Source organism: Microbacterium azadirachtae, assembly GCF_025583665.1.
In the GTDB taxonomy this organism is placed as follows: domain Bacteria; phylum Actinomycetota; class Actinomycetes; order Actinomycetales; family Microbacteriaceae; genus Microbacterium; species Microbacterium azadirachtae.
In genome coordinates, this window is sequence record NZ_CP099706.1 from 352,707 (window position 1) to 369,837 (window position 17,131).

The 17,131-nt window shown below is 71.5% G+C and carries 15 protein-coding genes; 6 read left to right on the plus strand and 9 right to left on the minus strand.

Annotated elements, in window-relative coordinates; all coding sequences use genetic code 11:
• Positions 1–145 precede the first annotated feature (145 nt).
• From NFX31_RS01640 to NFX31_RS01650, 3 genes are all read right to left on the minus strand, one after another.
• Positions 146–781, minus strand: a complete 636-nt coding sequence (locus NFX31_RS01640) for a PadR family transcriptional regulator (protein ID WP_262956559.1) — start codon at positions 779–781, stop codon at positions 146–148.
• A complete protein-coding gene (locus NFX31_RS01645) occupies positions 778–1,629 on the minus strand; it encodes a DUF4097 family beta strand repeat-containing protein (RefSeq protein WP_045249308.1) in 852 nt (283 codons plus the stop codon). The genes NFX31_RS01640 and NFX31_RS01645 overlap by 4 nt, the downstream gene beginning before the upstream one ends.
• A 347-nt stretch (positions 1,630–1,976) precedes the next feature.
• Entirely contained in the window at positions 1,977–4,418 is a 2,442-nt protein-coding gene (locus NFX31_RS01650; protein WP_258955375.1) for a glycogen/starch/alpha-glucan phosphorylase, read from the minus strand.
• Between the two features lie 185 nt (positions 4,419–4,603).
• On the opposite strand from NFX31_RS01650, the gene NFX31_RS01655 reads away from it, so the two are divergent.
• Together NFX31_RS01655 and NFX31_RS01660 are read left to right on the plus strand one after the other, a co-directional pair.
• Positions 4,604–5,440 (plus strand): MerR family transcriptional regulator, encoded by an 837-nt coding sequence (locus tag NFX31_RS01655; protein WP_045248893.1) that lies wholly within the window; start codon positions 4,604–4,606, stop codon positions 5,438–5,440.
• 258 nt (positions 5,441–5,698) lie between these two features.
• On the plus strand, positions 5,699–7,084 hold the full coding sequence (locus NFX31_RS01660; protein ID WP_262956560.1) for a flavin monoamine oxidase family protein: 1,386 nt from the start codon (positions 5,699–5,701) through the stop codon (positions 7,082–7,084).
• Here NFX31_RS01660 and NFX31_RS01665 read toward each other — a convergent pair.
• Positions 7,062–7,787, minus strand: coding sequence for a Pr6Pr family membrane protein (locus NFX31_RS01665; protein WP_262956561.1), 726 nt, complete (start codon positions 7,785–7,787; stop codon positions 7,062–7,064). The genes NFX31_RS01660 and NFX31_RS01665 overlap by 23 nt on opposite strands.
• Before the next feature lie 130 nt (positions 7,788–7,917).
• On the opposite strand from NFX31_RS01665, the gene NFX31_RS01670 reads away from it, so the two are divergent.
• On the plus strand, positions 7,918–8,325 hold the full coding sequence (locus NFX31_RS01670; protein ID WP_091477608.1) for a fluoride efflux transporter FluC: 408 nt from the start codon (positions 7,918–7,920) through the stop codon (positions 8,323–8,325).
• Positions 8,322–8,687 carry a fluoride efflux transporter FluC gene (locus tag NFX31_RS01675; RefSeq protein ID WP_045248895.1) on the plus strand — a complete coding sequence of 122 codons (366 nt, stop codon included), beginning with the start codon at positions 8,322–8,324 and terminating at the stop codon, positions 8,685–8,687. Before NFX31_RS01670 ends, NFX31_RS01675 begins: the two co-directional genes overlap by 4 nt.
• Before the next feature lie 23 nt (positions 8,688–8,710).
• On the opposite strand, the gene ddaH is transcribed toward NFX31_RS01675, so the two are convergent.
• Together ddaH and NFX31_RS01685 are read right to left on the minus strand one after the other, a co-directional pair.
• Positions 8,711–9,472, minus strand: coding sequence for a dimethylargininase (gene ddaH / locus NFX31_RS01680; RefSeq protein WP_045248896.1), 762 nt, complete (start codon positions 9,470–9,472; stop codon positions 8,711–8,713).
• A 40-nt stretch (positions 9,473–9,512) separates the two neighbouring features.
• Complete coding sequence (locus NFX31_RS01685; protein WP_262956562.1) at positions 9,513–11,033, minus strand: helix-turn-helix transcriptional regulator; 1,521 nt, start codon at positions 11,031–11,033, stop codon at positions 9,513–9,515.
• Between the two features lie 309 nt (positions 11,034–11,342).
• On the opposite strand from NFX31_RS01685, the gene NFX31_RS01690 reads away from it, so the two are divergent.
• Positions 11,343–11,750, plus strand: a complete 408-nt coding sequence (locus tag NFX31_RS01690) for a hypothetical protein (RefSeq protein ID WP_045248898.1) — start codon at positions 11,343–11,345, stop codon at positions 11,748–11,750.
• A 119-nt stretch (positions 11,751–11,869) separates the two neighbouring features.
• Positions 11,870–15,301 carry an efflux RND transporter permease subunit gene (locus NFX31_RS01695; protein ID WP_262956564.1) on the plus strand — a complete coding sequence of 1,144 codons (3,432 nt, stop codon included), beginning with the start codon at positions 11,870–11,872 and terminating at the stop codon, positions 15,299–15,301.
• A 223-nt stretch (positions 15,302–15,524) separates the two neighbouring features.
• Here NFX31_RS01695 and NFX31_RS01700 read toward each other — a convergent pair whose 3' ends face one another.
• From NFX31_RS01700 to moaC, 3 genes are read right to left on the minus strand one after another with little or no spacing between them, the layout of a single operon-like run.
• Positions 15,525–16,064 (minus strand): YaeQ family protein, encoded by a 540-nt coding sequence (locus tag NFX31_RS01700; RefSeq protein ID WP_045249603.1) that lies wholly within the window; start codon positions 16,062–16,064, stop codon positions 15,525–15,527.
• Positions 16,065–16,113: 49 nt separating this feature from the next.
• Positions 16,114–16,617 carry a MogA/MoaB family molybdenum cofactor biosynthesis protein gene (locus NFX31_RS01705; RefSeq protein ID WP_045249604.1) on the minus strand — a complete coding sequence of 168 codons (504 nt, stop codon included), beginning with the start codon at positions 16,615–16,617 and terminating at the stop codon, positions 16,114–16,116.
• A complete protein-coding gene (gene moaC / locus NFX31_RS01710) occupies positions 16,614–17,084 on the minus strand; it encodes a cyclic pyranopterin monophosphate synthase MoaC (protein WP_045249605.1) in 471 nt (156 codons plus the stop codon). Before moaC ends, NFX31_RS01705 begins: the two co-directional genes overlap by 4 nt.
• Positions 17,085–17,131 lie beyond the last annotated feature (47 nt).

Here is a 17,131-nt window from a genome sequence, read left to right on the forward strand (position 1 = left end):
GAGCCGAGGACGCGCAGTGCCCGACCCTTCCGGCCGTTGAGCGAGGACGCGCAGCGCCCGAGACGAAACGCGGTCACCCACCAGGGCGCCGCGTTCCGTCCCGTCGGCCGTCGGCCGTGCTCGCTCGCCGACCCGGTGAAGGGCCTCAGCTGCGCAGCCCGGCCAAGGCCGACGTCACCGCGTGGGCGGCGGCGTCGAGCGCCGCGTCGAGGTCGCTCACCACCTGGGCGGGCAGCAGGCCGCCTTTGGCGACGTGCGTGCGCAGATCGGCGCGCACGCGGGCGCGGAACTCGTTGATCGACGCATCGGCGCGACGCAGCTCCTCCCGGCTGGCGATCCGCTCGTCGGCGCGCGCGGTCGCCTCCCGGTAGGAGGAGGCCGTCCCTCCGGAGCGCTCTTCGCGGGCGGCGGCGGCGAGGTCGGCGCGCAGGCTCCGCATGGCCTCCTGCACGCTCTGGCGCACCTCGTTCGCGATCAGGCGCACGGAGTCGTTGAGTCCGGCCTCGATGCCCTGCAGGTCGCCCTCGCGCGCGGCGAGCTCGGCCCGCCCCGCGTCGGTGATGGCGTAGATCGTGGTCCGGCCGTCGGCCGTCTTCGTGACGAGTCCCTCCTCCTCGAGCTTCGCCAGGCGGGGGTAGATCGTGCCGGCGCTCGGCGTGTAGGTGCCGCCGGTGCGATCGGTGAGCGCCTGGATGATGCCGTAGCCGTGCTGCGGGGACTCGGCGAGCAGTGCCAGCAGGTACAGGCGCAGGTCGCCGTGGGAGAAGACCGCGGGGCTCACAGCAGATCCTCCCCGTCGGAGGTGAACGACACCGGCGCCTCGGCCGCGTCGCGGCGCAGCACGGTGACATCGCCGGAGACGGTGTTCACGCGCACGTCGGCGAAGGTCCCGGACAGCTCGCCGCGCGAACCGGCGAAGTTCGACGGGCCGGAGGTGCCGCGCGGCACGCCGTCGATCGTGATGCGGCCGCTCAGCGTCCGGGCCACGTAGTTCGCGGCGAGTTCCTCGTCCAGGCGCACGGTCGCATCGCCTGAGACGCTGTTGAGCGACACCGTGTTGACGGGGCCGGTCGCGTCGATGAGCATCGCGCCCGAGACGCTGTCGATCGTGGCCTTGCGGATCTCGCCGGTCAGCGCGACGCCGCCCGAGACCGTGTTGGCCATGGCGGTGCCGGTCAGGCCCCGCACCTGCACGTCGCCCGAGACGGTGTTCACGTTCAGGTCGCCGCGGTGGGTGTCGACGATGAGATCGCCGGAGACGGTGTTGAGGCGGGCGTCCTCGGTGAGGCCGGAGACGAGCGCGCCGGCGCTCACGACGCCGAGGGTGAGCGCGATGTCCCGCGGGACGGCGACGCTGATCTCGGCCTTGGGGCCGCCTGCGCCGAAGTTGCGGAACACCTCGAGGAAGTTGTCCCACCCGATCTGCGGGTGGTCGATCTCGATCTGGGTGCCGTCGGACTCGATGCGAAGGTCCTTGATGGTGACGTTGTGCACCTCGATACGGATGCCGGGCTCGTCGTGGGCGATGACGTCGACCTGCCCGCCGACGAGTCCGATCTTGAGCTTCGACGCGCGCTCGATGTCGATCACGCGCTCCTGCCCGGGGGCGATGAGCCACTTCTCGGTCATGTCTGTTCTCCTGGTTGGGGATGCATATCCCGAGGATCGAGATATATCGTGTTTCCGAGCATAACACGATATATCTCGAATCCGTCAAGAGGTCTTCGCAGAACCGTTCGCTCCGAGGCCGAGAAAGGGCGGACCCTGTGAGGAGTCCGCCCTTCGCCGCCGGCTCAGAGGTCGACGTAGTTCTGCGGATCGCGCTCCCGCTGACCGCTCGCGAAGCTGACCAGGGCAGGTGCGTCCGACGTCTCCCTCCTCCTGTCGTCTTTCCCTCCCCCTGCGGGCGCACGTGTGAGGAGGGAAACGCGCTGCGGGGAGGGAATCGTGGTGGGGGATGACGGGCGCGGGGTGGGTCAGATCATCGGCGGGGTGTGCCAGATCCGGTCGATGTAGTCGTGGATCGAGCGGTCGGAGGAGAAGAACCCGCAGCGCGCGACGTTCAGGATCGCGGAGCGGATCCACCGGTCGCCGTCGCGGTAGGCGGCGTCGACGCGGTCCTGCGCGGCCATGTAGGACGCATAGTCCGCGAGCACCATGAAGCGGTCCTCGTAGAGCAGGTTCGACACGATCGGCTCGAACACCGAGCGGTCGCCGGCCGAGAACGAGCCGGACGCGATGAGGTCGATCGCGCGCCGCAGCCCCGCGTCGGCCTGGTAGAACTCGCTCGGGCGGTATCCGCGGGCGGACAGCGCCTCGACCTCGGGCTCGGCCATGCCGAACAGGAAGAAGTTCTCGTCGCCGACGAGCTCACGGATCTCGACGTTCGCGCCGTCGTCGGTCCCGATCGTCAGCGCGCCGTTCAGGGCGAACTTCATGTTGCCGGTGCCGGAAGCCTCCTTGCCGGCGAGCGAGATCTGCTCGCTGAGGTCGGCGGCCGGGATCACGCTCTCCGCGAGCGTCACGTTGTAGTTCGGCGGGAACAGCACCTGCAGGCGGCCGTCGAGGCGGGTATCGGCGTTGACCGTGGACCCGACGGCGTTGATCAGGTGGATGATCCTCTTCGCCATCGCGTAGCCGGGCGCGGCCTTCGCTCCGAACACCACGGTGCGCGGCTGCAGCTGCTCGAGCGGGATCCGTCCCGAGATCACGCCCTCGTACTCGCTCACCACGTGCAGCACCTTGAGCAGCTGGCGCTTGTACTCGTGCAGGCGCTTCACCATGACGTCGACGAGGTGCCCGTCGCCGACGCGCATCCCGTCCCGGGCGTGCAGCACATCGTTCAGGCGGCGCTTGTTGGCCGCCTTCACCTCGGCGAACGATGCGCGGAAGCCGGCGTCGTCGGCGAACGGCTCGAGCTCGCGCAGGCGCTCGAGGTCGGTGACCCAACCCTCGCCGATCGCCTCCGTGATGAGCGACGACAGCGCGGGGTTCGCGAGCCGGAGGAATCGCCGCGGGGTCACGCCGTTGGTCACGTTCGTGAACTTCCCGGGGTAGAACGCGTCGAAGTCGGGGAGCACCTTCTCCCGCAGCAGCTGCGAGTGCAGCTCGGCGACGCCGTTGACCTTGGAGCCGGCGACCGTCGCGAGATAGGCCATCCGCACGGCGCGCTCGGGGAACTCGGCGATGATCGACATGTTCCGGATCCGCAGCTCGTCGTCGCCGAAGCGCGCGCGCACCGCCGCGAGGAACTCCTCGTTGATCCGGTAGATGATCTCCAGATGCCGGGGCAGCAGGCGGCCCAGCAGATCGACCGACCACACCTCGAGCGCCTCCGGGAGCAGGGTGTGGCAGGTGTAGGCGAAGCACCGGCGGGTCACCGCCCACGCCGCGTCCCAGTCCATTCCGCGCTCGTCGACGAGCACCCGCATCAGCTCGGGCACGGCGATCACCGGATGGGTGTCGTTGAGCTGGAAGATGACGCGGTCGCCCAGCTTCGCGAGGTCGTACCCCTCGGCGAGCATGGTGTCGAGGAAGTCGTGGATCGACGCGGCGACGAAGAAGTACTGCTGCTGCAGGCGCAGCTCCTTGCCCTGCGGCGTGGAGTCCTCGGGGTAGAGCACCTTGGAGATGTTCTCGGCGAAGGTCTGCGCGCGGACGGCCTCCTCGTAGTCGCCGGAGTTGAAGATGCGCAGGTCGAAGGCGTCGGTGGCCTTCGCGCGCCACAGTCGCAGGGTGTTCACGCGGCCGTTCTCGAACCCGGGGACCATGTAGTTGCATGGGATCGCGCTCACGTTCCACGCCGGCACCCAGCGGGTGCGGGTGACGCCGCCGTCGTCATAGGTCTCGGTGTGCCCGCCGAACGACACCAGCTGCGCGCGCTCGGGATGCGGGAACTCCCACGGCGAGCCCAGCGTCAGCCAGGCATCGGGCTGCTCCACCTGCTGGCCGTCCTCGAAGGTCTGACGGAAGATGCCGTACTCGTAGCGGATCCCGTAGCCGATGCTCGGCACGCCGAGCGTCGCGAGCGAGTCGATGAAGCACGCGGCGAGCCGGCCGAGGCCGCCGTTGCCGAGGCCCGGCTCGATCTCGTGCTCGCGCAGCTCGTCCAGGCTCAGCCCGCAGGCCGCGAGCGCCTCGGCCGCGATCTCGGTGAGCCCCGACGCGAGCAGGTTGTTGTCGAGCTGGCGGCCCAGCAGATACTCCGCCGAGAGGTAGCAGACGCTCTTGGCCTGCGTCTCCTTCTGCTGGCGCAGGTCTTCCAGCCAGCGGCCCATCAGGTAGTCCCGCACGGTGTGGGCGAGGGCGACGTAGCGGTCGTTGGCGGTGGAGGCGCTCAGCGCGACGCCGCAGTCGAAGTTGAGGGTGCGCAGGAACTCCGCCACGAACCCGTCCACGGTCGCGGGCGGCGGGGTCACCGGGGCCAGGGCGAGCGGGTGCGTCGCCCCCTCCGGGTGCGGAGCGGCAGCGTCGTGCGGGTGCGGGGCATCGGCGGTGGTCACGGTACGAACGTACCGCGCGGGAGGTGCGCCGCGGAGAAGCAGTTGACATTGACGCGACGTCAACTTCTAGCCTGGTTTCACCGACGACGGAAGGAGGATCCATGGAGCATCGGGACTGGTCGATCCAGGAGATCGCGCGGCTGACCGGGACGACGAGCCGCACCCTGCGGCACTACGACGACATCGGCCTGCTGCCGCCCACCCGGATCGCGCCGAACGGGTACCGGCACTACGACGAGGGCGCGCTGGTGCGCCTGCAGCGCATCCTGCTGCTGCGGGAGCTCGGTCTGGGCCTTCCCGCCATCGCGGATGTCGTCGGCGCGGATCCGCGTCCGACCGACGTCCGCGGAGCCGCCGTCGAGGCGGCGGCCCTCGAGAGGCACCTGGCGCAGCTGCGCGCCGAGCAGGAGCGGCTGGCGCGGCAGATCGCGTCGGTCGAGCACACCATCACCACACTGAGAGAAGGAGAGGACCTCATGCCTGAGAACATGTTCGACGGCTTCGACCACACGCAGTACAAGGAGGAGGTCGAGACGCGCTGGGGCACGAAGGCCTACGCCGACGGCGACCGCTGGTGGCGCGGGCTGAGCGCCGACGAGAAGGCCGCCTGGCAGCAGCGCGTCGCCGATCTCGGCGCCGACTGGATCGCGCTCGCCGCGGCGGGAGCGGATCCCGCATCGCCGGAGGCGCAGGACGTCGCCCGGCGTCACGTCGCGTGGCTGACCGGCATCCCCGGCACCCCCGCGTACGGCGCGGGCGGGGACCGCAAGGCCTACGTGACCGGGCTCGGCGAGATGTACGTGGCGGATCCGCGCTTCGGCGCGAACTACGCGACGCCCGCCGATCGGGCGGCGCAGTCCGACACGGGCACGATGGGGACGGGCGGGGCGGAGTTCGTCCGCGACGCGCTGCGCATCTACGCCGAGGCGAACCTGTAGGCGGATCCCGGGCACCCGTAGGCGGACCCGGGCTCGATCCGGGGCCCGAGAAGAGGGAAAAGGGCGCTCGGGCGGCCCTGCTGCCGACCTTCTCCATCCCGTGCCGAGCCGACGGCACCCGCAGAGGTGGAAACGCCGCTCCCGAGATCCGGGGAGCGGCGTTTCCCATCTCGTGCAGCCTGCAACGGCGACGACGGTGGCCGGGCGCCGCGAGACCAAGGGCGGCCCCGACGCCGCCCGGGATAGGCTGGCACCACGATGGGCATCACGCGGCGAAACCTGCTCGTCGGCGCCGGATTCGGTGCCGTCGCAGTCGTGCTCGCGGCGTGCACGCCCGAGCCGCAGCCCACGAAGCCGCCGACCTCGCGTCCGCCCACGCCCACCCCGACGGTCCCGCCGGGCGCCGCGCCCGCGCCGTCGGCGTGGATGCGCAGCACCTGGTCGACGGACCCCTACGCGCGCGGGGCGATGAGCTACCTGCCGGTGGGGGCGTCCCCGCAGCTGCGCGCGGACCTCGCCGCGTCGATCGGCGACCGCGTGTTCTTCGCGGGAGAGGCGACCGACCAGGACCATCCGGGCACCGTGCCGGGGGCGATCGCCTCGGGACGACGCGCCGCGCGGGCCGTGATCGACGCGGCGGCCGGCGGGGAGCGGATCGCGGTCGTGGGTGCCGGGGCGGCCGGGGCCGCTGCGGCCCGTGCGCTCGCCGACGCCGGACTGACGGTGACCGTGTTCGAGGCGCGGGAGCGCACCGGAGGGCGGATCCGCTCGGTCGCGGATAAGAACTGGCCGCTCCCGGTGCAGCTCGGCGCCTGGCTCTCCGCGGGCGAGGACGACGGCACCCTGGGGGCGGAGCTCGCCGCGCAGGGCGTGCACCGCCTGCGCTTCGACACCGCGACGGGCTGGTCGAAGGACGGTGCCGCGCACACCGTCGACGAGGGCCCCGTCGAGCGTGCGGTCGCCCAGGCGGCGAACGGACCCTCGGACGCGACGATCGTCGCGGCCCTCAAGGCGTCGGGTGCGGATCCCGCCGAGCCCGGGCTGGCGGCCGCGCTCTCCTGGCTGCAGGCGACGACAGGCGCCGACGCGGCGAAGGCGTCGAGCTGGTACCCGCCGGCCTTCGTCCCGGATGCGCTCGTCGGGGCCGACGGCGACGTGGGCGTGCTGGTGGACGCCCCGCTCGCGGGGCTCAAGGTCACGCTCGCCTCGCCGGTGTCGCGGATCGCGCACGACGACTCGGGTGTGAGCCTGCGCCTCGGCACGGGCGAGTCGCTGTCGTTCGACCGGGTCGTGGTCACGGTCCCGCTGGGCGTGCTGCAGCATCAGGCCGTGGAGTTCTCGCCCGCGCTCCCGTTCACGCAGCGCGGTGCGATCGCGGCGCTCGCCTCGGGGTACGTCGAGACCGTGTGGGCGCAGTTCGACGAGACGTTCTGGAACGTCGACGCCGACGTCTGGCACGTCGTCGGCGGCGATGCGCCGATCCGCACCTGGCTCAACCTGCAGCCGGTCACCGGCAAGCCCGTGCTCGTCGGTCTCGTCGGCGGACCGGAGGCGGAGGCGTTCGCGAAGCTCGGCGACGGTGAGGCGCAGGCCGTCGTGCGGGAGTCGCTGCGCTTCTTCGTCAGGGCGACGCCGACGCCCTGACGATCGCGTCGGACCGATCGGGATCCGGATCCGCGGCGTCGGCCGGATCCGCTCCACCGGGATCCTCGGGATCGCCGGGTGCGGTCGGGTGCAGCCGGCTCACGGCGACCAGCCCCGATGCCACGAGCGCGAAGATCGCCAGCGCGATCGCGCAGGTCAGGATCATCTCGGGCGGACCCGACACCTGACGCGGATCCAGGAAGTAGTAGGGGTACCAGCCCACGAGGCCGCCGCGCCAGATCGTGAACACGCCCCAGAGCACCGGATACAGCAGCACGTAGGGAACGATCCGCCAGGAGGCGGCCCGTCGGCCGGGGCCGAACACCCATGCCACGATCGTCCACGCCGGCAGCACGAAGTGCAGGACCACGTCGGACCACGGCACCCAGATCGGCACCCCGTGCACGCCCGCCTGCCAGACGATGAGCGCGAACGCGAGGCCCGCGGTGATCGTCCAGCTGAGCACCACCGCCCGCGCCGTGGTCAGCCAGCGTGGATCCTCGGGGGTGCGCAGTGCGATCACGCCCGCGACCACGGCGAGGATCGCGAAGGCGATGTTCGACTCGATCGTGAGGTACGCGAGGAAGTTCTGCCCGGCGATGGTCTGCGAGCCCAGGCCCCAGAACAGCCGGTCCACGAGGGCGACGACGCACACGGCCGCGGTGAGGAGCCGCGCCCAGCCGAAAGCCGACCTGTATGTCACTCGCGCGTCGTCCTCCTCGGTCGCTCCGAACCGATCGGCGGGACCCCGGGCCGGGTCCTCCCGCCACCTGGCCGAGTCTACGTAACCCGGCCGGACGCGGCTCCCGGATCCCGGGGTTAGGCTGACGGGCGTGACCTCGCCGATCCCTCTCCGCCTCGCCCTGGTGGTGGCGGGCGGCGCGATCGGCACCGCGGCACGGCTGGGCCTGGGGCTCGCGCTGCCGGCCCCCGCGGGCGGCGGACTCGGCGCCGTTCCCTGGGCGACCCTGGTGGCGAACCTCCTCGGGGCCTTCCTCATCGGCGTCCTGGCGGCGCGGCTGCCGGGGTCGAGCGCCGTGCGGATCCTCCTCGGGACGGGGGTGCTGGGCGGCTTCACCACCTACAGCGCGTTCGCCGTCGGCACGGTCACGCTGTGGCATGCGCAGCCGTGGCTCGCTGCGGCATACGCCGCGGGCAGTGTCGTGCTCGGCATCGGGGCGGCCGTGCTCGGACTCGCGCTGGCTCGTCCTCGCTCGGCGCACGCGCAGGCGCACGGATGAGCCCGCTCCTGTTCGCGGTCGCCGCGCTCGCCGGCGGCGTCGGCGCGGGGCTGCGCTATCTCGTCGACCTCGGGGTGGCCCGGCTCGTCGGCGCTCGCTATCCGTGGGGCGTGCTCGCGATCAATCTGAGCGGATCCTTCGTGCTCGGCGTGATCACGGGAGGATTCCCCGCAGCGGCCTTCATCGTCGGCGCCGGACTGCTCGGCGGCTACACCACGTTCAGCACGGCCATGCTCGACACGGTCGCGCTCTGGCGGGACGGATCCCGGCCGGCCGCGGTGTTCAACGCGGCCGGGATGCTGGTGCTCGGGATCCTCGCCGCGATCGGCGGGCTGGCGCTCGGCGCGACCCTCGCGGGCTGAGCGCGGGGGAGGGCGCGCTCAGCTCAGTCGCGCACCCGCACCGACAGGCACGTCACGCAGCCCTCGAGCTTCTCGAACTCGCTGATCGGGGTCTCGATCACGGTGAGGCCGCGGTCGCGGAACAGCTGCGCGCTCTGCGGCGCATCCGACGACATCAGCACCGTGTCGTCGTCCAGGACGACGACGGCCGTGCCGTGCTCCTCGGGCACGGCCAGGAACTCCGGGTAGATCGAGGCGTCGTCGACGAGGGGCGGGTAGCCGATCACCGTGCCGTCGGGGAGGGCGGTGACGCCGCTCTTCAGGTGCAGCACCTTGGTGACCTCGACGGGTACGACGGTCCAGCCGCGCGGCGCCAGCAGGGCATCCATCTGCCGGACGGCCTCGGCGTTCGTGCGCAGGGTCTGCCCGACGTACACGGTGCGACCCACCTTGAGCACGTCGCCGCCGTCGAGCGTGCCGGGCGCCTCGATCGCGGCGTACTCGATGCCCGCCTTCTCCAGCGCGGCGCGGGTGGTCTCGATCTCCCCGCGACGCGAATCGGCGCCGGGGCGGGTGAGCAGGGCCAGGTCGCCGAACATCACCACGGTGTCCTCGACGAAGACCCCGTCGGCATGCGCGTCGTCGGGATCGATGTCGATCACATCCCAGCCGAGTGAGCGGTACACCTCGACATACGCCTCCCACTGGCGCTGAGCGAGCTCCGGGTCGACCGGGACGCGCTCGAGGTGGGTCAGCTCGCCTTCGGCGAGACGGGGCGAGGGACGGCGGACGAGCAGACGCGACATGCTCCCAGACTAGACGCGCGCCTCGGCTCCCCGCGCCGTGTCACGGCGTGACCGGGGCGGCCTGCGGCGGGTGCCAGAGATACCCCGACTCGGTTGCGAGGGCGACCGCCTCCGCCGCCGAGGACGCGCCGAGCTTGCGGTACAGCGAGCGCTGGTGGGTCTTCACCGTGTTGATCGAGCGGAAGAGCTCGCGGGCGATGTCCGGTCGCTTCATCCCTCGCGCCAGTCTCGTCAGCACCTCGAGCTCGGGGCGTGTGAGCGACGGCTTCTCGAGCACGCCCGCGCGGTCGAACGGGTAGCCCTCCGGCAGCAGCTCCGGCACGAGATCCGCGACCACGCCGAGGACGCCCGGCGCCAGGGTGTCGAGGACGGAGATCTCGTAGGGGCTGCACCGGCGGGCGCTGACCGGGAGCAGGGCGATCGTGGCCGAGGCGCTCCCCGTGTCGCCGCTCAGGTAGTGCGCGAGCGCCGTGACCTGGTGCCGCTGCCGGTCGGCCTTCACCAGACCGGTCGTCGCATCGGCCGCAGCCCCGAGGCTGTCCCTCGCGCGGCCCGGCGCGGCGGAGCCGATGTCGATCAGCGCGCGGACGACCGTCGCGATCCAGTGATCCTCGTGGACGTCGTGGATCTCGGCGCGCGCCCGGGGCAGGTCGCCGTTGAGGACCGAGTCCAGCGCGAGCATGAGCGGCAGGACGGAGCCGATGAGGCCCGTGCCGTCGCGCCCGAACCCCGCGTTCGCCATCGCCTCCATGCGTGAGCGCGCGGCGTCGCGACGGCCGGTGACGGAGCCCCAGGCGTGCAGCGCGATCACCGCGAAGGGCCACAGCTCGCCGAGATCCGAATACGTCAGGTCCAGCAGCTCGGAGAAGGCCTCGTCGGAATCCTCCGTCGCGATCAGGGCCTCGACCAGCCGCTGGTCGCCGTCCAGCCGCTTCTCCACCCAGCTCGCGGTGCGCGGCACCCCCTGCGCCTGCTGCAGATGGGAGCGGGCGGCGCACGTGCTCCCGTAGAGGTGGTGGATGAGCGCGCCTCGCAGGTGCGCTCTGCGGGCGAAGAACTCCATGCCGGCCGACCGCGGCGCCGCGGCGAGCTCCTCGAACAGGCTCAGCGCCTCCCGCAGGCGTCCGGCGAGGAGCGCCGACTCGGCGGTCTGCATCAGGACGAACGCCAGAGCGGGATCGGTCGGGCCGACGCCGGAGCGAGACGCCCCCGCGATGTTCTCCCGGAGGCCCGCGAGCAGCTCGTAGGCGCCGACCGGATCCCCGGCCACCCGTCGCCGCGCCGCCTCGAAGATCGAGGCGCGACGGTGATGGTTCGCCGGCAGAGGCCCCCGTCGGCGCGGCATCCGGAAGGTCGTGTCGTCGGGCGTCAGGGCCCGCGACAGCAAGGAGACCGTCGGGCTCAGACGGTGCGCCTCCGGGGAGAGGCGCGCCAGGAGCGTGCCGAGCTGGTACGGGGGAAGCGAGTACCAGAGCTCGATCGGCCACATCTCCACGAGCGCGGCGGCGTCCGCGTCCCGGTTCTCCAGCGCCGCCTCGATGAACCGTTCCCCGATATCCACGTTCGTCCCCACGAATCACCCCGCACGCCCCGGTCCGCCGGTGCCTGCGCACGCATGCCTCACACTCACTGACACGCTACGGGCTCGATGCGACCCGCCGCTTCGCCAGGTGGGTGAAAAGGGGGGTGATTCTCCGCCGGACGGCACGGGCGCCCTCCCCGCGGAGGCGAACGTGGAAGGACCGGACGGCACGCCCGAGCGCCGTCCGAGCCGCGCCTGGGGCTGCGCATCCGCATGCCCGCGCGTCATCGCATCCATGCCTGCGTCGCGCCCGCGCGCCCGCGGGCGACGACATCAGGGGAGAGAACCATGTCCGAGCAGGTCACCAGAACCACCCGTACGCTGAGCCGCCGCACGATCGTCAAGGGAGCGGCCTGGAGCCTCCCTGTGATCGCCGCGGCCGCCGCCGTGCCCCTCGCGTCCGCCTCGACGAAGGGCTCCGCGGATCCCGTCGTGACGTGCGGCAGCGCGGCGGCCGGAGACAACGGCAGCTACACGATCTCCGGCGAGCGCGTGATCGTCAGCTACGACAGCGCCCCGGACGTCTACGAGCTGAACGCCCACTTCCGAGACGGCACCTCGGCGTCGTACGGCACCAACGACGGCACCGCGCCCGCCCAGGGCTCGCAGCAGTGGAGCGTGGAGACGGGCAAGCCCGTCGCCTGGGTGCAGGTGCACTCGTTCAACACCCACTACCAGAACGGCGTCTGCCAGTAACGGGCGTCAGGATCCCGGCGCGGGCGAGTGCCGGGATCCTGTGACGGGGGTGAGGGCGAGGCGCTCTAGAATCTGGCCTGTAGGCCCGGTCCTCCGCACCGGGGCACGAAGGGGGACCCGTGTCGAAGCTCGCCGTCCTGAGTCTGCGCAACCGCGCGCTGATCGCCCTCGTCACGATCGTGGCGGCGGTGTTCGGCGGTCTCGCGCTCACGAACCTGAAGCAGGAGCTCATCCCGTCGATCGAGTTCCCCCAGCTCGCGATCGTCGCCAGCTACCCCGGAGCCTCGCCGGAGGTCGTCGAGCATGACGTCTCCACACCCGTCGAGACGGCGATCCAGGGCGTTCCGGGCCTGGACACCTCTACCGCGACGAGCACCACGAACTCCTCGGTGATCCAGGCGTCGTTCGCGTACGGCACCAATCTCGCCACCGCCGAGCAGAAGGTCAACCAGGCGATCGGGCGGATCAAGTCGCAGCTGCCCGACGGCGTGGATCCGCAGGTCATCACCGCCTCGATCGACGACTTCCCGGTGATCCAGCTCGCCATCACCGGCTTCTCCGACGCGGAGACGGCGCAGCAGCGGCTCACGAACACGATCATCCCGAAGATCGAGCGGCTCAAGGGCGTCAACGCGGCCTCCCTCGTCGGCGGGCAGGGCAAGCGCGTCACCATCACCCCCGACAACACGGCGCTGCTCGCCGCGGGACTGGCCCCCACCGCGATCAAGGACGCCCTGCAGCAGAACGGCACGCTCTTCCCGGGCGGATCCATCACCGAGAACGACGACACGCTCACGGTGCAGACCGGCGAGAAGCTGACCAGCGTCGAGCAGATCCAGGCCGTGCCGCTCCTCGGCGCCACGACGCCCGGCACGACCATCGGATCCGTCGCGAAGGTCGCGATCGACGGCAACCCGGTCACCTCGATCTCCCGGGTCGACGGCAAGACCGCCCTCACGATCGCGGTCACGAAGCTGCCCTCGGCGAACACGGTCGACGTCTCGAAGGCCGTCACCGGGCTCATCCCCGAGCTCAAGAAGGACCTGCCGGGAGCGACGTTCACGACCGTCTTCGATCAGGCGCCGTTCATCCAGCAGTCCATCGAGTCGCTCGCCCAGGAGGGTCTGCTCGGGCTCGTCTTCGCCGTGCTGGTGATCCTGGTGTTCCTGCTCTCGGTGCGCTCGACGCTGGTCACGGCGATCTCCATCCCGACCAGCGTCCTGATCACGTTCATCGGGATCCAGGCGTTCGGATATTCGCTGAACATCCTCACGCTGGGCGCGCTCACGATCGCGATCGGACGCGTCGTCGACGACTCGATCGTGGTGATCGAGAACATCAAGCGGCATTACGTGCAGGGCGCCGACAAGAAGAGCGCGATCCTCAGCGCCGTGCGCGAGGTGGCGACCGCCGTCACGGCCTCGACCATCACCACGGTCGCCGTGTTCCTGCCGATCGCCTTCGTCGGCGACATGACCGGCGAGCTGTTCCGCCCGTTCGCGCTCACCGTGACGATCGCGATGGCCGCGTCGCTGCTCGTCGCCCTCACGATCGTGCCGGTGCTCGCGTACTGGTTCCTGCGTCCGGGCAAGCCGCTGCTCGACGCGGACGGCCGCGCGATCGACCCCGAGCACGAGGACGCGCCGCCGACCCGGCTGCAGAAGGCGTACCTGCCGATCCTGAGCTGGACGCTGAAGCACTCCTGGATCACGGTCCTGCTCGCCGTCGTCGTGCTCGTGGGAACCCTGGCGGCGGCGCCGCTCATGAAGGTCAACTTCCTCGGATCCAGCGGGCAGAACACGTTCCGGATGACGCAGTCGCTGGGGCAGTCGCCCAGCCTCGACGCCGAGGACAAGGCGGCCCAGAAGGTCGAGGAGGCGATCAAGGACATCCACGGCATCAAGACCGTGCAGGTCTCGATCGGCTCGAGCGGCTCGGCGCTGCGCGACGCCTTCTCCGGCGGCGGCTCCGGCATCACCTACTCGATCACGACCGATCCCTCGGCGGACCAGGACGCCGTGCAGGCCGACGTGCGCGCCGCCGTGAAGAAGCTCGACGGCGTGGGCGACATCACGATCGCCGCCAGCGAGGGCTTCGGATCCAGCGACATCCAGGTCAAGATCACCGCGCCCGACGACAAGACCCTGACGACGGCGGCCGACGCGCTCGTGAAGGAGCTCAAGGGCTCGGCGGGCGTGAACCAGGTCTCCAGCAACCTCTCCGCGTCGCTCCCGTACATCTCGGTGCAGGTCGACCGCGCCGCCGCGGCGCAGCGCGGCCTGAGCGAGGTGGCGGTCGGCGGCATCGTCTCGCAGGCCATGCGCCCGCAGCAGATCGGATCCGTCGAGATCGACGGGAGCTCGCTCACGGTCTTCCTGCAGAGCGCGAACCCGCCGAAGACCGTCGACGAGCTCAAGGCGCTCACGGTCCCGAGCCGCGCCGGACTCGTCCGTCTGGATCAGATCGCCACCGTGCAGCAGAGCGAGAGCCCGGCATCGGTCACGACCCAGCGCGGACAACGCACGGCGACCGTGTCGGTCACCCCGAAGGGCAACGACCTGGCGAGCGCCTCGGCCTCCGTGTCGAAGGCGATCGCGAAGGCCGACCTCCCGTCCGGCGCCGATGCCTCCCTGGGCGGCGTGGTGACGCAGCAGCAGGATGCGTTCGGTCAGCTCGGGCTCGCGATGCTCGCGGCCATCCTGATCGTCTACATCGTGATGGTGGCGACGTTCAAGTCGCTGCGTCAGCCGATCCTGCTGCTGAGCTCGGTGCCGTTCGCGGCGACCGGCGCCATCCTGCTGCAGATCGTCACGGGCGTGCCGCTCGGCGTCGCCTCGCTGATCGGCGTGCTCATGCTCATCGGCATCGTGGTGACGAACGCGATCGTGCTCGTCGACCTCGTCAACCAGTACCGCGAGAAGGGGATGAGCGCGCACGACGCCACGATCGCGGGCGGATCCCGTCGTCTGCGCCCGATCCTGATGACCGCGCTCGCGACGATCTTCGCGCTCACCCCGATGGCGCTCGGGATCACCGGTCATGGCGGCTTCATCTCGCAGCCGCTCGCGATCGTCGTGATCGGCGGCCTCGTCTCGTCCACCGTGCTGACCCTGCTCGTGCTGCCGACCCTGTACAACCTCGTCGAGGGTGCCAGGGAGCGGCGGGCGGCGAAGCGCGCGGGTCGCCGCGGCGATTCGCCGGCGGCGCCGGACGCCCCCGGACCGGATGCTCCCCGCCCGGACGCGCCCCTGGATCCCGGCACTCCCGCCCTCGTCGAGACCGGGACGGATGCCGCGGCGACGGTCGCTCCCGCGGAGGCCGCTTCTCCTGCGGAGACCGTCGCCCCTGCGACGCATCCCGCGGACACGGTCGATCCCGCCACCTCGTCCGAGCCCCCGACCTCGACATCGCAGCTGTCCGCGATCGCAGCCGCGTACGTGGAGGGCGCGGAGGCGCCGACCCATCACCCGACCCGCCGCGAACTGCGCGAGCACGGGATCCCGGGCGCGGGCACCGAGCCCGCCGCAGACGCCCGCGACGAGACGCGGTAGCGCGGCGTCGCCGCCTCGCGCGGCGGGCGCGGGCTCCGGCCGCGGGGTCGGCGAGATGGAAAACGGTGCTCCGGAGCACCGGGGAGGTGCGTGATCCATCTCGCCGGGTCGAGGATGGGCGCGGCGAGATGGAAAACGCCGCTCCGGAGCGCCCGGGAGGTGCGTGATCCATCTCGCCGGCGCGCGGCGTCGGGAGAGCGTCGAGAGGGACGAAGGCGGCGGGTCAGCCGAGCTCGTGCTCGTGCACGGCGGTGGTGAGCGTGGTGCCGTTCAGATCGAGGTAGAGCACGCGCTCGGTGACGGTCATCGTCACGGTGTTGCGGCGCTCGAGCAGCGGCACGGCCGCATCGATGAAGCCCGGGTCGAAAGAGTAGACGCGGATGTCGTCGGACCGGTGGATCCGCTTCCCCTCCCACGGGGCCATGACCTTCGCGGGATCCCGGTGCGTGTAGACGACGGTGCGGTCGGCCAGCCGCGAGCCGTAGTGCAGGCGCTCCGCGTCGGGTGCTCCCACCTCGACCCAGGCGGTCGTGCGCCCGGTCAGGTCGCGCACCACGACCGCGGGCTCCTCGGTGGAGGAGAGGCCTTCGCTGAACGCGATGCCCTCGACGAACTCCAGGCCGTACGCGAGCAGGCGGGTGAGCATGTACGCGTCGGTCTCGGACGGATGCCGCGCGACGCGCAGCGAGTACTCCTCGTAGACGCCGCGGTCGGTGTCCGCCAGCTGCACGTCGAACGTGTGGATCGTCGCCCCGATAGCCATAGAGATCCACCCTAGGGGGTGCCCCCGTCGCGGAAGCCCGGCCGAACGGTCAGTGGTCGCGGCGTCCGCTCAGCTGTCCGAGCAGATGGTCCAGGATCGGATCCAGCACCGCGAGGCCGTCGCGCACTCCGCCGCGCGAGCCGGGGAGGTTCATCACGACCGTGCGGCCGGCGACTCCGGCCACGCCACGGGTGAGCAGCGCCATCGGCGTCGCGGCGAGGCCGCGCCGCCGCAGCTCCTCCATGAGGCCAGGGATCTCGCGGTCGAGCAGCGCGGCCGTGGCCTCGGGCGTGCGGTCGTCGGGGGACAGGCCGGTGCCGCCGGTCGTGAGCAGGACGTCGGGGGATCCTGCCAGGGCGGAGGCGAGCGCCTCGGCCACGGCCGCGTCGGGCACGACGACCGGGTCTCCCGTGGCGAATCCGCGGGCCTCCAGCCAGTCGCGGATGATCGGCCCGGTCTCGTCGGCGTACACGCCGGCGGCGGCGCGCGTCGAGACGACGAGCACCGTCGCCGTGCGCCCCTCCGTGCGGGATCCGGACGCGGCGGCGGTCATTCCGTGGTCCAGTCGCCGCTCTTGCCGCCCGACTTCGCGAGCACCCGGATGTCCCCGATCACGGCGTGCTTGTCGACGGCCTTGATCATGTCGTACAGGGTCAGCGCGGCGACGCTGGCGGCCGTCAGGGCCTCCATCTCCACGCCCGTGACGCCCTTCGTCACCGCCGTGGCGAGGATCCGCACCCGATCGCCCTCGGGGATCAGGTCGATCTCCACCCGGCTCAGCGGCAGCGGATGACAGAGCGGGATGAGGGCCGAGGTCTGCTTCGCTCCCATGATCCCGGCGATGCGGGCCGTGCCGAGCGCCTCGCCCTTCGGGAGCGTGCCGTCGGCGATCTTCGCGACCACCTCGGTCGTCGTCTGCAGCACGGCCTGTGCCCGCGCCTCGCGGCGGGTGACGGCCTTGTCGGTCACGTCGACCATGTGCGCGGAGCCGTCGGGACGCAGGTGGGTCAGGTCGCTCATGCTCGTCTCCTCCGGCTCGTCCTGGAAGACCGAGCCTTTCACGTTTC